Annotated in this window: 12 protein-coding genes and 1 tRNA gene; 6 read left to right on the top strand and 7 right to left on the bottom strand. The window is 58.9% G+C overall.

Translation table 11 applies throughout. The features are described from left to right. Positions 1-17: 17 nt before the first annotated feature. Together KBX14_RS02690 and mca are read right to left on the bottom strand one after the other, a co-directional pair. The gene (locus KBX14_RS02690; RefSeq protein ID WP_141742271.1) at positions 18-320 is read right to left on the bottom strand and encodes a hypothetical protein; all 303 of its coding nucleotides are present in this window, start codon (positions 318-320) and stop codon (positions 18-20) included. A gap of 30 nt (positions 321-350) precedes the next feature. Next, positions 351-1,259 (bottom strand): mycothiol conjugate amidase Mca, encoded by a 909-nt coding sequence (gene mca, locus KBX14_RS02685; protein ID WP_070362762.1) that lies wholly within the window; start codon positions 1,257-1,259, stop codon positions 351-353. A 115-nt stretch (positions 1,260-1,374) separates the two neighbouring features. Between mca and KBX14_RS02680 the strand changes: the two genes are divergently transcribed. The 3 genes from KBX14_RS02680 (at position 1,375) to KBX14_RS02670 (ending at position 3,051) form a co-directional block, all read left to right on the top strand. Then, positions 1,375-1,839: a DUF4307 domain-containing protein gene (locus tag KBX14_RS02680; protein WP_070362763.1), complete on the top strand. Its 465-nt coding sequence runs from the start codon at positions 1,375-1,377 to the stop codon at positions 1,837-1,839. A 107-nt stretch (positions 1,840-1,946) separates the two neighbouring features. Next, positions 1,947-2,468 (top strand): transcription elongation factor GreA, encoded by a 522-nt coding sequence (greA, locus tag KBX14_RS02675; protein WP_070362764.1) that lies wholly within the window; start codon positions 1,947-1,949, stop codon positions 2,466-2,468. A 52-nt stretch (positions 2,469-2,520) separates the two neighbouring features. After that, positions 2,521-3,051, top strand: coding sequence for a hypothetical protein (locus KBX14_RS02670; protein ID WP_070362765.1), 531 nt, complete (start codon positions 2,521-2,523; stop codon positions 3,049-3,051). A gap of 136 nt (positions 3,052-3,187) precedes the next feature. Here the strand turns inward: KBX14_RS02670 and KBX14_RS02665 are convergent, their stop codons facing one another. Next, positions 3,188-4,018 carry a Bax inhibitor-1/YccA family protein gene (locus tag KBX14_RS02665; protein ID WP_256041792.1) on the bottom strand — a complete coding sequence of 277 codons (831 nt, stop codon included), beginning with the start codon at positions 4,016-4,018 and terminating at the stop codon, positions 3,188-3,190. A gap of 205 nt (positions 4,019-4,223) precedes the next feature. On the opposite strand from KBX14_RS02665, the gene KBX14_RS02660 reads away from it, so the two are divergent. Then, positions 4,224-6,281, top strand: coding sequence for an acyltransferase family protein (locus KBX14_RS02660; RefSeq protein ID WP_070479322.1), 2,058 nt, complete (start codon positions 4,224-4,226; stop codon positions 6,279-6,281). An 8-nt stretch (positions 6,282-6,289) separates the two neighbouring features. Then, positions 6,290-6,916, top strand: a complete 627-nt coding sequence (locus tag KBX14_RS02655; protein ID WP_070362768.1) for a class I SAM-dependent methyltransferase — start codon at positions 6,290-6,292, stop codon at positions 6,914-6,916. A gap of 18 nt (positions 6,917-6,934) precedes the next feature. Here KBX14_RS02655 and KBX14_RS02650 read toward each other — a convergent pair whose 3' ends face one another. The 4 genes from KBX14_RS02650 to KBX14_RS02635 all read right to left on the bottom strand — a co-directional run bounded on the left by KBX14_RS02650 (position 6,935) and on the right by KBX14_RS02635 (position 12,006). Further along, positions 6,935-7,495, bottom strand: coding sequence for a hypothetical protein (locus KBX14_RS02650; protein ID WP_141742270.1), 561 nt, complete (start codon positions 7,493-7,495; stop codon positions 6,935-6,937). Between the two features lie 98 nt (positions 7,496-7,593). Then, a tRNA-Leu gene (locus tag KBX14_RS02645) sits at positions 7,594-7,667 on the bottom strand. A gap of 74 nt (positions 7,668-7,741) precedes the next feature. Then, the gene (gene mfd / locus KBX14_RS02640) at positions 7,742-11,326 is read right to left on the bottom strand and encodes a transcription-repair coupling factor (RefSeq protein ID WP_083433236.1); all 3,585 of its coding nucleotides are present in this window, start codon (positions 11,324-11,326) and stop codon (positions 7,742-7,744) included. Between the two features lie 47 nt (positions 11,327-11,373). Continuing rightward, on the bottom strand, positions 11,374-12,006 hold the full coding sequence (locus KBX14_RS02635) for a TetR/AcrR family transcriptional regulator (RefSeq protein WP_070362771.1): 633 nt from the start codon (positions 12,004-12,006) through the stop codon (positions 11,374-11,376). Positions 12,007-12,361: 355 nt separating this feature from the next. On the opposite strand from KBX14_RS02635, the gene KBX14_RS02630 reads away from it, so the two are divergent. Then, positions 12,362-13,348 (top strand): DUF3800 domain-containing protein, encoded by a 987-nt coding sequence (locus KBX14_RS02630; protein ID WP_256041791.1) that lies wholly within the window; start codon positions 12,362-12,364, stop codon positions 13,346-13,348. The last annotated feature ends 3 nt before the right edge of the window (positions 13,349-13,351 follow it).

Below are 13,351 nucleotides of genomic sequence, written 5' to 3'. Positions count from 1 at the left end.
TATGTATGTTAGATGCCTTAGATCCAACGCTTCTTCCGGCGATCAAGCACACCCGCCTCCGCCATGGCCTTATCCAGCGCCTCCTGGTCAAACGGGTCGATTCCGTGCTTCTCAGCGAAGAGGCTGCGACGGCGGAACCGCGAGTACCGGCGATGGAACGCAAACCCCAGAGACAAAATGACCACAGCCAGCATCACCAACAGCAACAGGCCGAATGGCGAAGCCTTGCCAAAGTCAGGCCCCACCGGGTTTTCCTTCGGCGCCTGCGCCACCAAGTAAGCAGAGGTGTTGATAATCGCTGCGTGTGCTGTCGTCATCATGTGTATTTCGTCTTCCTTGTGCTGAAAATGTTAGCGCTCTTGCCCGAAACCTTCAGCGAGCGCGTCCGCGGTCTTCGGGTCAATACCGGCGAAGAGATCATCTTCCGGCAACGTTGATGCTACGCGAGTTCTGGCCAACTCAAACTCTTCTGTCGGCCATACCTCCTGCTGGTCCTCAACTGGGCTCGCCAAAAACGCGCCCGCCGGATCAATCTGTGTCGCATGTGCCGTCAGCGCTGCTGCACGCTGGGGGAAGTACTCCGCGCACTCCACCCTTGTGGTCACGCGACTCATCACATCCGCTTTGTTTTCTTCCCACCGCTGAATCATCAGCTCGTACGGGCTCTTCTTTCCCTGCGCGTACAAGCGGTCCTGCAGAAGACGCATCCGCTGCAGGATAAATCCATGGCTGTAGTACAGCTTCAATGGCGTCCACGCCTGCCCTGCTTCAGGAGCAAAGGATGGATCTCCCGCCTTGTCCCAGGCCAGCATCGAGATTTCGTGGACCATCAAGTGGTCGGGGTGCGGGTAGCCACCGTTTTCGTCGTAGGTAATGATGACATGCGGCCTGAACTCTCGAATCGACTCGACGAGATGCGCCGTCACTGCCTCCGGGTCTTGGGTCGCGAACGAGCCTTCCGGCAGCGGGGGCAGCGGGTCGCCTTGTGGCAGACCCGAGTCTTCGTACCCCATCCACTGATGTTCCACGCCGAGGGCCGCCGCGGCCTCCGCCATCTCCTGCTCCCGGACCTCGAGGATGTTCTCCAGCACGCCCGGCCGATCCATCGCAGGGTTCAAGATGTCGCCTCGTCGCCCGTCAGTACATGTGACGACGAGCACCCGGTTCCCCTCCGATGCGTATTTTGCCATCGTTGCTGCACCTTTAGAGGACTCGTCGTCTGGGTGTGCGTGGATCGCCATCAAGCGCAAGCCGGCCACTATTCCTCCTAGAACTTCTTCGGGGCCTGATTCCGTAACTTCGCGCCATCTTAGTACCATTGGAACGGATTGCAGCTACAGCGTCATCCAGCGTCATTCAGCGAGGTAGGTAACCGTGACTTCTCCCAGTCGCCCAACATCCCGATACGGCTCCAGCACCACCCCGACAGCCACGAAACGCAGCAACGCCGCTGGCCGGATCGTCGCGCTGATCGCCATCGGCCTCGTCGTCGTGCTGCTTTACAGTGTCTTTGACTACTTCAAGAAGCAGGAGTCCCGCACCGTCACTGCGGATTTCATCTCGCTCGAAGCTGTTGACGACAACACCACACGCATGTGGATCGATGTATCACGCAAAGACGTCGAGGCCCCTTCGTACTGCATCGTCACTGCGGTCAACTACGCGCATGCCGAAGTTGGGCGTCGAGAAGTAGTACTCCCCGCAGGCGGGCAGGAGCTCGAGCGGGTCGCCGTCGAACTACCGGTGCGCGAGCCGGCAGTCTCAGGACGTGTCTACGGCTGCTCGGACAATCTGCCGTTCTACATGGACCCCACCAGCACCTTTTACGACGCCCGCTAAGCCTCACCAGTGCACCACCTGCGCGGCAGCTGTGCTATTATCCGCCTGGTAAAGTTGCCCGCCAACCGGCGGGCTCGTTTGACATATATAGGGAAGGTTTTTACCTGATGGCGCAAACTCAGCAGCAGTACATCACCCCGGAGATGAAGGCCAAGCTTGAAGCTGAGCTTCAGCAGCTCATCGACAATCGCCCTGTCATCGCAGCCGAAATTAACGAACGCCGTGAAGAAGGCGACCTCAAGGAAAACGCTGGCTACGACGCCGCGCGTGAGCAGCAGGACCAGGAAGAAGCTCGCATTAAGCAGATTTCCGAACTGCTGGCTAACTCCACCACGGAGCGCTCCGGCATCGTCGAGGGTGTAGCCCACGTAGGTTCCGTCGTGCACGTCTACTACAACAATGACGAAAATGATAAGGAAACGTTCCTGATCGGTACCCGCGCGGCTTCGACGGACAACGAGGACCTGGAGACCTACTCGGAGAACTCTCCGCTCGGCGCAGCCGTAGTCGGTGCTTCCGAGGGTGAAACCCGCACCTACAACGCCCCAAATGGCCGAGAGATTTCGGTAACAATCGTCTCCGCAGAACCGTATGATTCTGTTAAGGCTTCCACGCCACGGGCGAAGTAGCCTGTCTACGCCATCGGCGTTATCCGTGATCGCTGACATTGAAGGAATTCCTGTGAATAAGTTCTTTTCCCGCAAGCTAGTACTCACCAGCGTGGTCGCACTCGGTGCTGTGGGCTTGACTGCCTGCCACCCACCACACCAAAACCCGTCGGACCTGAAGGTTGATACGGCACAAAGCCAGGACCCAACTTCGCTTCCTGGTGAGCGCGCGAAGGCAACCCCGACGAACGTAACCGATGCAGCAGGCGCTACCTCTGAGGCTGCAGTCACCGAGACTGTCACCGCTATGGGTGCTTCGGACAAGACCCCACTGGTCAATAACTGCGGCAGCGTCGGCCTTGAGCGTCCAGCTTCGCTGACTCTCAACTGCAGCGACCAGAACGATTTCCTCCAGGACATCGTGTGGGATACCTGGTCTGAGCAGCTCGCGCAGGGCACCGCTACCCGCACCACGGTCAATCCGAACCGCGAAATCGAAGATGTGCAGGTTGTCCTGGGCAACCCAGACATCGTAGATGGTGTGCTCGTGTTTAAAACCATCACCGTTGACGGCACGTCTATCAACCCTGAGGGTGCACGCTAAGTACGCTGAATACAGCAATTAGCTCCCTGCCCCGGCCCAGCGATGTTGTTGGCCGGGGCGCTTTTGAGCGCAACTAGACAAAAATACCCGGCCTCACAGTCGTGGGGCCGGGTATTTATTGCAGTGAGCGCGTGCGCTATCGCTGTTGGAAGTAAGACAGCAGGCGCAGGATCTCGGTGTAGAGCCACACCAGAGTCACTGCCAGGCCAAGTGCAACGCCCCAGGCCGCCTGCGATGGGGCGCCCATGCGCACCAACTTATCGGCGACGTCAAAGTCCTGCAGGAACGCAAGTGCGCCCAGCACGACGCAGACCAGGCTAAACACGATGGCGATGGTGCCACCACCGCGAAGCGGATTCATGCCTGTAAAGATGCTCAACAAGAGGTTGCCGACAACCAGGATGAGCACGCCGAAAATGGCTGCGGTGAGGATCCGATTAAACCGCGGGGTAACGCGAATGGCACCGGTGCGATAGACCACAAGCATGCCCGCGAAGACACCGAAGGTGCCCAAGATCGCCTGGAAGATTAACGCGCCTGCGTCCGCGCCGGCGACACTGAACTGCCCGGTGATGGCGAATGAGAACCCACCAAGGAACAGGCCCTCAGCAGCCGCGTACGCCAGGGTAATAACTGGGGAACCGTACTTTTTGCCAAATGCGTGAATCATCACGAGGACGAAACCGGCGACGGCACCGACCAGCGTCAGAATGCTGGCAATGGAGCCGTACCCACCGAGGTACAGTCCGAAGTTAATTACTGCAAAGGCGACAATTACGGCAAGGGTAATGCCGGTTTTAGTGACAACGTCGTCAACCGTCATTGGACGGTCCTCAGACACGGTGCCCGCCGATGCACCCATGGGTGCTTGCTCGTACGGGTTCGCGGCACCGTACCCCTGGTACCCAGTGCCACGTTGGGAATCTACTCCCTGCAGAGTTTTCAATACAGGGTTGTTGCTACTCACGGACCCCTGATCCTTTCTTTTGAGAACAATCGTTCACCTACTCCAACGCACTGGGTGTTGTTTTAGTTCCATGCGCCCAAAGAATTTGTCCGGATCACGCCACTGAGCGTGGCCTCTGCAGCAATCTGCACCACAATTCATGTCCATCTTTCTGGCAGCGCTATACTTCTGTACGTTTGTCGCACTCCAGGAAGGTCGCCATCCCATGCCGCCCCCAATATCAGGTTCTCACCGCTATGTCCCCGCCCTCGACGGGATCCGAACGCTAGCGGTCATGCTGGTTATCGCGTACCACCTCAACCTCCCTGGGTTCAGCGGTGGCCTGCTAGGCGTGGGCGTGTTCTTCACCCTCTCGGGGTACTTGATCACGCTTAACCTCATGCGTGGGCACTACCGGGATAACTCGCTGCACCTGAAGACGTTTTGGGTCAGGCGTTTCCGCCGTCTCATACCTGCGATGCTGACCACAGTGTTGGCAGTCGTGATTCTTTCCGTCGCGTTCGATGCGGGCAACCTTCGTGACCGCTCGTTTGAAGCGTTGAGCTCCATTTTCTACGTGAACAACTGGCATAACATCGCCGTCGGTTCATCGTACTTCGATCAGTTCAATGGCCCCGGTCCGCTGGACCATATGTGGTCACTGGCGATCGAGGAACAATTTTATCTCTTGTGGCCGCTGTTGCTGTGGGTGCTGCTGAGGGTGTTCCGTCGTGGGTGGATTGTCGCCGTCGTGACCACGGTGCTCGCCGGAGCTTCCTTTATCTGGATGTGGGTGCTCGCTGATCCTTCTATCGACGCGACTCGCGTCTACGAGGGCACCGATACCCGCGCGGGCGGGCTGCTCCTCGGCGCGGTCTTAGCAATCGTGGTTTCCTCACGGAAGCACGCCGGTAAGAACATTGGTTCCTCCCCTGTTCTGAGCACCGTTGTTGGCACCCTCGGCTTCGGCGGCATCTTCGCGCTGAGCATGCTCGTCGCGCAGGAAAACATGTTCTTGTACAAGGGTGGGATCCTGCTTCTGAACCTTGCGTCAGTTGCTGCTATCTACTCAGTCATTGGGGCGCGCGGCCCCTGGACGACCATTTTCAGCTGGGAGCCGCTTCGCTGGATCGGCGAACGCTCCTACGGTATTTACCTGTGGCACATGCCGGTGATTTACTTCATGCCGGATGCGTGGTTGCAGGATCACCGCGTGTGGTCCTCCATCCTCGTGTTTGTGCTTTCGACTGCACTTGCTGCGCTGAGCTGGACCATGTTTGAGAACCCAATCCGTCGCAATGGCGTGTTCGGGCCCCTGAAGCAATTCCGCGCACACCCGTTGGAGGCACTCCGCCCGATCACGCTTGGTTCGACGATTACGCTCGCCGCAATCATTGCAATAGGCATCCCGGCTGTGTTCGCCATGGATACCTCGAAGCCGAACACCACCATGTCCCTGCCTCAGGATGCGCAACGCGGAGGCACGCGCGACCATCGCGAGGGAAAGGACAAAGCCAAGGAAACTGAGGAAAGCTTGACGACGTCCGCCTCTGAGAAAGCTTCATGGGAGGACCAGCCTTCGGACGTGAAGATGAGCTGCGAGAAGGTCATCCACGTCGGCGATTCCACCTCGATTGGCATGTTCGATATCAACCAGCTTCCTGAAGGCGCGGTCACTGCGATTGACCGATACTTGGACGCTGGCGCAAGCGAGGTAGATACGAGCGTGTTTGGCGCTCGCGCGACGAATCAGGGATTCAACGGCAACGGAGAGAACTACCCGTCTGCGATTGAGTCCGTGCAGCAACTGCTCGCCCAGGGTGCAGCTGACGATGGCACCTGCTGGGTCATCGCCACCGGCGTGAACGACGCCGCCAACGCAGACGCTGCCCGCTCCTACGGCTACGACCCCACGGGTGAGTTGGAGGCAAACATCCGCAAGATGCTTGACCTGTTGGAGGGCTACCGCGTGATGTGGCCGACAGCCGCAACGGGTAACCCGTCGAATGGCTACTACGCCAACGAGAACATGGACGAGTTCAATGTTGCATTGCGCAAGGTTGCGAAGGAGCGTCGAGACGTAGTCGTCTACGACTGGGCGAGCGAGGCGCGCTCCAACTTGGATTGGTTCCTCGCAGACGACGAGGTGCACTACAACGCCACCGGCAATGACATCCGTGGCAAGCACTTTGCTGCCGCACTTGCTCACGCGTTCCCGAAGGATATCCCGGTAGACGCCATCCCAACGGACGCGGAGGTGACTTCCAAGGGGCCGAAGCTATAGTTTTGGGCATGGCCACTTGGAAAGAAATTGTCGCTGCAAACCCTGACCACTCCGAGAATTACGCCCAGCGGTGGCGCAACTTCGTGCAACAGGGCAAAGATATCGACGGGGAGGCCCGGCTTATCGACGCCCTCTCCGCCCGCCACTCCCGCATCCTCGATGCAGGGTGCGGGACTGGTCGCCTTGGCGGCTATCTGGCAAAGCGTGGACATATCGTCTTCGGTGTGGACATCGACCCGGTGCTGATCGGGTACGCGAAGCAAGACTTCCCCGAAGCAACTTGGGTAGTTGGCGACCTTTCCGCCGATCCGATCGAGGTCCGCGATATCGATATTGCGGTCTCGGCAGGCAACGTGATGGGGTTCCTCGCCGTCGACGGTCGCAGGCCCGCGCTTGAGAACATCTTCCGAACGCTACGTCCGGGCGGACGGTTCGTCGTCGGCTTCGGGCGTGGGCGCGGATGGGAGTTCGACGACTTCCTCACCATGTGCCACGAAGTCGGGTTCCAGCCACAGCACCAGTTTGCGAGCTGGGACTTGGAGCCGTTCACGGAGCAGTCCGGGTTCTTGGTTGCTGTGTTGCAAAAGCCAAAGGTTGATGAGCAGGCCGTTCGCTCGTTAACGAACCTACTCTAATAGTTCGCTGGCCCGACCTTACTGAACAAGGTTGACGCGATTCGCCATCCGTTGGCTACCGCCAGACGTGTAGAAGTGCACCGAGTTGTTCTCGTCTTCGGGGTGATCGCACCACATGTCACGGCCATCGCTGCCCATCTTGCACACCATCGGGTAGGTTTCGCCGGTGACGGGACTCGTCACCGAGATATCAGCCCGCGGCACCGCGTTCACGTTGGGGTTCGCCGCTACGTAGCGCCAGGTTGCGGCGTAGGCGACGTCGAAGATCTCAGCTGCAAATTCGCACGATGTTGCGGGTCCCGCCTTGATTCGGTCGCCGAACTCAGTGGTGCCACACTCCCCTCCTACTTGACCAGTGTTGATGGAGTGGCGCGTTGAAAATGTATGAGTCTCGGTATCCTCGGAGGCGCTGGTTGGGGCGGCGGTGTCCTCCGCGTGTGAATCTGTGGTGGTGATTGTTTGGGTGATCGTGGCCGGGGCTGCATCGTTGCTGCTGGAGCTCGAACCACTGTCACCGGAACAACCCACAACGCCCAAACAAGCGACTGCGATCATCCCGACTGCTGCGTATTGCTTCATTGCTTCCTCAAGGTCTTCGGAGAAAAGGGGTGCCCACAGCATAGCCGATAGGAACACAAAAGGTCCCGCTACCTGTAGGTATGCGGGACGTTGCGTTGTGCCCCCAGTGGGACTCGAACCCACACTGAATTGATTTTAAGTCAACTGCCTCTGCCGATTGGGCTATAGGGGCGCACGGGCCCATAGTACAGGCAGCACCGGGAAAACTCCCAATAGGCACCACCGGACAAAGCCCGGTAGAAACCGCTACTGGCTCACACTGATGATGCGTTTCTTTTTCCTGCCACCGTCGCCATCGGACTCACCAGTAACGGAGATCTTCTCGGCATCGAAAATGTCCGCGATGAAGTCGGCGACCCACTGCAGCAGCTCCATGTCGCGCAGGTTTGGCTGGTTGATGCCTTTGCCTTCACGTGGCATTGGTACCTGCAGTGTCTTTGCCGCAGCACGGTAATTCGCTCCCGAGTACAGGCGCTTCAACCTGACTTGCTTCGAGTCTGGCAACTCCACGGGGTGGAACTTGATCCTCGTGCCTTGAGTCAAGATATCCGAGATTCCAGCAGTTCGAGCCAAGTGGCGCACGCGTGCAACCGCGAAGAGGCGCAAGACCTCGGTCGGAAGTGGTCCGAAGCGGTCGATCATTTCCTCGGCAACCTTGCGCAGGTCCTGCTCATCGCGGGCCTCGGCAAGTTTTCGGTACACGTCCAGGCGCAGGCGCTCGGCGTTGATGTAGCTTTCGGGGATGTGGGCGTCGACAGGCAGATCCACTCGGATCTCCTTCGGGCCCTGGTCTGTCGCGTCGACGACTTCGCCGGTCATGAGCGCCTTGTACGTTTCGACGGCCTCCCCGACCAGCCGGACGTACATGTCGAAGCCAACACCTGCAATGTGGCCGGACTGCTCCGCGCCGAGCACGTTGCCGGCACCGCGCATCTCCAGGTCCTTCTGCGCGACAGCAATGCCGGCGCCGAGGTCGTTGTTCTGTGCGATGGTCGCAAGTCGGTCGTAGGACGTTTCGGTGAGTGTCTTCTCTTTCGGGTACAGGAAGTACGCGTAGCCGCGTTCGCGGGAACGCCCGACGCGCCCGCGCAGCTGGTGCAGCTGGCTCAGACCCATGTTCTGCGCGTTCTCCACGATCAGGGTGTTAGCGTTGGCGATGTCCAGGCCGGTCTCCACGATGGTGGTGCAGACAAGCACGTCGAATTCGCGGTTCCAAAACCCTTGGACTGTCTGCTCAAGCTGCTGCTCACCCATCTGCCCATGCGCGACCACGACGCGGGCCTCGGGTACGAGTTGCCGCAGGGAGCGCGCCGTCTTCTCAATATCGGAAACGCGGTTGTGGATATAAAACACCTGGCCGTCGCGGAGCAGTTCGCGTCGAATAGCTGCCGCAACCTGCTTCTCTTCCTGCGGGCCAACGTAGGTCAGCACCGGGTGGCGGTCCTCCGGAGGAGTCGTGATCGAGGTCATCTCGCGGATGCCCGTCAGGCTCATCTCCAGGGTCCGCGGGATTGGCGTCGCGGTCATCGTGAGCACGTCGACGTGACTCTTCAGGGCCTTGATGTGCTCCTTGTGCTCTACGCCGAAGCGCTGCTCCTCATCCACAATGATGAGGCCAAGCTGCTTCCAGAACACGCCCGTCTGCAGCAGACGGTGTGTGCCGATCACAACGTCGACGGAACCATCCGCCAACCCTGCCATAATCTCCTTAGCTTCCTTCGCTGAAGTAAAGCGCGACAGCTCGCGAACGGTGACCCCGAAGCCGTCCATGCGCTCGTTGAACGTGGAGTAATGCTGCTGGGCAAGAAGCGTCGTCGGCACAAGCACCGCCACCTGCTGTCCGTCTTGCACTGCCTTGAACGCGGCGCGAACAGCAACCTCGGTCTTTCCGAATCCCACGTCACCGACGATCACGCGGTCCATCGGTGTCGGCTTCTCCATGTCCTCCTTGACCGCCTCAATGGCAGCGAGCTGGTCCTCCGTTTCTACGAACGGGAACGCGTCCTCCATCTCGTGTTGCCACGGCGTGTCTGGGCCGAAAGCGTGGCCCGGCGCGGCCTGACGCTTAGCGTAAAGCTCAATGAGTTCGCCGGCGATCTCACGTACGGCGGCGCGCGCCTTGCGCTTGGTGTTCTTCCAGTCGGAGCCGCCCATCTTGGACAGCGAAGGCTTCTCGCCGCCGGTGTATTTGCTCAGCAGGTCGAGGGATTCCATCGGCACCCAGAGCTGATCGCCGGGCTGGCCGCGCTTAGCTGGTTGGTATTCCAACACGATGTACTCGCGCCGGGAGGCTTCGTCACCGGTTTTGATGGTGCGCTCGGCCATCTTGATGAACTTGCCGATGCCATGCGTGTCATGCACAACAAAATCACCGGGAGTCAGCGCGAGTGGGTCCACCCGGTTCCGGCGCCGCGGGCGGCGCCGCTTCGCGCCAGCGATGTCGCCGACGCGGTTGCCGGTCACGTCGGTTTCTGTCACTACCACGAGGTTGGGTCCGGGGAACACGAGACCTGCATGTGAAAGGGACTGGTAGACCGTGACCGCGCCATCGACGGGTTCCAACCCAGGGGTGGCGATGCGCGCCGAGATACCGTGCTCCCTCAGTCGCTCCGCCATGCGCTCAACGGTGCCCTTCGCTGGCGCCACGAACGCTACCTTGCCCCCGTTGGTTTGCACGTGCAGTTTCAACGTCGCGTAGAGCTGCTCAATTGCTTTGGGCTCGCCCTTCGGTGCGGGTGCAGCCTCGAATTCCAGCGGCAGCGTCATCGCATCATCGGCGGCAAACATGCCTGGAGGTGCGAATGTCCACCACGCGTTGCCCGCGTTGCGTGCCGACACTTCCAACGACTCGAACGAACGGAACGAGGACGCCGATACGTCCAGCCCCTCCACAGCAAGCGGGCCCTCCGCACCCATCGCCGCGGCCTCCCACCCAGCTTCCAAGAATTCCTGGTCCGTGGCTTCGAGGTCCGCGATACGGGTGCGCACCTTTTCAGGCCCAGAGACGAACACAATGCTGCCCTTCGGCATGAGCTCCGGCAGCACCGAGTACTTCGCGTCGCTGAGCACCGGGATGAGTACCTCTTCCCCATCGGCGTGGGTGTGCTCAGAGATCCGCGTGAGCAGCTGCACCAGCGTGGTATTCGACGGGTTCGTGCGGGCAAGCTCATCGGCGCGTTTGGCCACGCTGGCGTCGATAATTAACTGGCGCGCCGGAAAAAGCTCGACGGATGTGAGCTCCTCGATGGTGCGCTGGTCGGCGACGGCGAAGCTTCGGATGTCGGTGACTTCGTCGCCCCAGAACTCGAGGCGCACTGGGTACTCGGCGGTGGTCGGAAAGATATCGATGATGCCACCGCGCGTGGCGAACTCCCCGCGCTTTGCCACCATGTCGACGTGCTCGTAGGCGAAGTTGACGGCTTGTTCGGTCAGCTCCGTGAAGTCCCACTCGGTATCGACTTTCACTGTAATCGGCTCCACCGCGGGCAACACTGGCTGGCAGAAGGCGCGCGCCGAGGCGACGATGACCTGGGGCATCTCCCACAGCACCTTCGCACGGGCACCCACGACATCAGGCGCCGGCGACAACCGCTCGTGAGGCAGCGTCTCAAAAGCGGGGAAGTTGGCGACCTTGCCCTTTCCGAGCATCGCCTGCAGTTCAGCAGTCAGATCCTCCGCCTCGTGGCTCGTTGCTGTCACCAACAGCACCGGAACCTGGCGAGCCAGCGCACCCGTAGCCCACGAACGAACCTGGTCAATTCCAGTCACGTGCAGCGAGTCGACGCCGATGTTGCCCACCAAGCCCTTAAGCTTCGGGTCGGTAAGCGCCATAGTGAGCAAACCACCCAACGCAGGCGCCTGAGCTGTCTGTTCTTCCACTACTGTTCCTCCACTTCGTTCGTCATGATGCGGGGCTGTGCCTCCAACCCGCTCAACCCGTTCCAGCACAGGTTCGAAATGTGCGCCGCGACCGTCGCCTTATCCAACCGCGTATCGACGCCCCGTTGGTCCAACCACCACAACGCCGTATTCGACACGGTCCCAACCAGCGCCTGCCCGTACAGTGCCGCCACCGAAGCATCGAGGCCGCGGTGCTCAAACGCACGCTCAAGCAGGTAGGACACCTCCGCAGTTACGCGGTTCAGCACTGTCGAGTACGTTCGTTCACGTCCGAGGATCCTACCGTGCACCAGGATGATAAACCCATCAGTTTCCTCATCGATGTACGTCAGCAGAGCCAACACGCCATTATCAATGCGCTCTCGCCAGCGTCCGTTCTGGATCACTTCGACAATCGTGCGCTCGAACCGCGCCATCTCCTGCGAAACGACGGCGTCGTACAACCCGGTCTTACTGCCAAAGTGTTCGTACACGACGGGCTTCGACACATCTGCACGCAGCGCAATCTCCTCCATGGAGATTCCATCAAATCCACGTTCTGCAAAGGCAGCGCGACCAATTGCGAGCAACTGGTCCCTGCGCTGCGTTCTTGTCATTCGCTGCCGAGCCATGCATTCTAGCTTAGAGCCCACCCCGGGCATCACCCCGACAGCCCGTAAACTGCCAGCTCATCACACTTTTTAACATTTCGTGAGGTTTCGGTTACACTAGGTCGAGTAATTCCCCATGGTGTAATCGGCAACACTACGGTTTTTGGTACCGTCATTCTAGGTTCGAGTCCTGGTGGGGAAGCTTTTTATTGCCCCCGCTACCTGGCGCTTTGCCTGGGTTGGGGGTGTTTTTCGTTTTCCAGCGGGGTGAACTGTGGGGCGTTTGAGGGCGTTTGTGGGGGTTTATGTAGTCAAAATGTAGTCACGAAACTGCACGATTGACTCCGTTTACCGGAAAAGCTATATTGAAATTGCAGTGGCGGCGCTGAAACACGCGTACCGCGCTAATTCCGGCGGCCAGAGCAAAGCATTGTTCTGGCCGCTGAGCTATCTCGAAGGAACCGCCATGCTCATAGCCTACCTCGATGAATTCGGACACCAGGGCCCCTACATCCGACATGACCATAAAAAGTTTAATACACACCCAGTATTTGGTTATGCCGGGTATTTGATACCGTCGCACAGCGTTCGGCAATTTGGTGGCTATTTTGAGTACGTAAAAGAACAGCTTCTTGACTGGGAAATTACGCAAGCTAATGCGCATCCAAGACGGTGGGAAAAGAAGGGATCAGCACTCTTTACCACCGCGAATATCCGCGAGTACAAGGATGAAATCAACCCAGCGACTAAGAGGCTGTACCGAAAACTGGGAAATCTTGGTGGTCAACTCTTCTTCTTTGGACAAGAGAAGCCAATTGGCCCAGTCAGCGTCACTAAAGAGACTTCTCAAGAGCGCGAGGAACATTGTTTGATCCAAGCCATCAATAGGCTTGGCAGGATAGCGACGAAAGCCAATGAAGAGCTGCTGGTCATCATGGATGCAACTGATACGGACAACCGTGAACGTGCGGTCGCAACACTTGGCAAAACTATTTACAGCAAAACCAACAAAGATAACCGCAGCATCATTGAAGTTCCGATTCAGGCCGACAGTCACTTATACGGAACTATCCAGTTTGCTGACTGGACGTGTGCGTTGCTCGGACGGCTCACAGACTACCACTTCGCAGAACGGTCACAATTTGCTTGGTCGGTCGACCTCTGTAGAGATGTGTTCAAGCGCTGTTCGCCCTCCAGCAACTCGATTATTTGGAGCAATTCAACCGATCACTCATTGAAGTGCTCTCCAAAGCATCTAATAAACACGACAAAGTTTTGGGAAATCGCTGCGGAGCACGAAGCCAGAAACAAATGCTGCAGCGCATCGTCTCGGCAGGTTCCCCTGACTTACAACGGAAGTTAGACG

This window comes from Corynebacterium sp. CCUG 61414 (assembly GCF_024453945.1).
In the GTDB taxonomy this organism is placed as follows: domain Bacteria; phylum Actinomycetota; class Actinomycetes; order Mycobacteriales; family Mycobacteriaceae; genus Corynebacterium; species Corynebacterium pseudogenitalium.
This window is presented reverse-complemented; position numbering and strand designations above follow the sequence as displayed.

Excerpts from the sequence above, each read along its gene's own strand:
- KBX14_RS02690 (WP_141742271.1), bottom strand. The coding sequence starts at position 320 with ATGATGACGACAGCACACGCAGCGATTATCAACACCTCTGCTTACTTG.
- mfd (WP_083433236.1), bottom strand. The coding sequence starts at position 11,326 with ATGGCGCTTACCGACCCGAAGCTTAAGGGCTTGGTGGGCAACATCGGC.
- KBX14_RS02655 (WP_070362768.1), top strand. The coding sequence starts at position 6,290 with ATGGCCACTTGGAAAGAAATTGTCGCTGCAAACCCTGACCACTCCGAG.
- KBX14_RS02660 (WP_070479322.1), top strand. The coding sequence starts at position 4,224 with ATGCCGCCCCCAATATCAGGTTCTCACCGCTATGTCCCCGCCCTCGAC.
- KBX14_RS02650 (WP_141742270.1), bottom strand. The coding sequence starts at position 7,495 with ATGAAGCAATACGCAGCAGTCGGGATGATCGCAGTCGCTTGTTTGGGC.
- greA (WP_070362764.1), top strand. The coding sequence starts at position 1,947 with ATGGCGCAAACTCAGCAGCAGTACATCACCCCGGAGATGAAGGCCAAG.
- KBX14_RS02635 (WP_070362771.1), bottom strand. The coding sequence starts at position 12,006 with ATGGCTCGGCAGCGAATGACAAGAACGCAGCGCAGGGACCAGTTGCTC.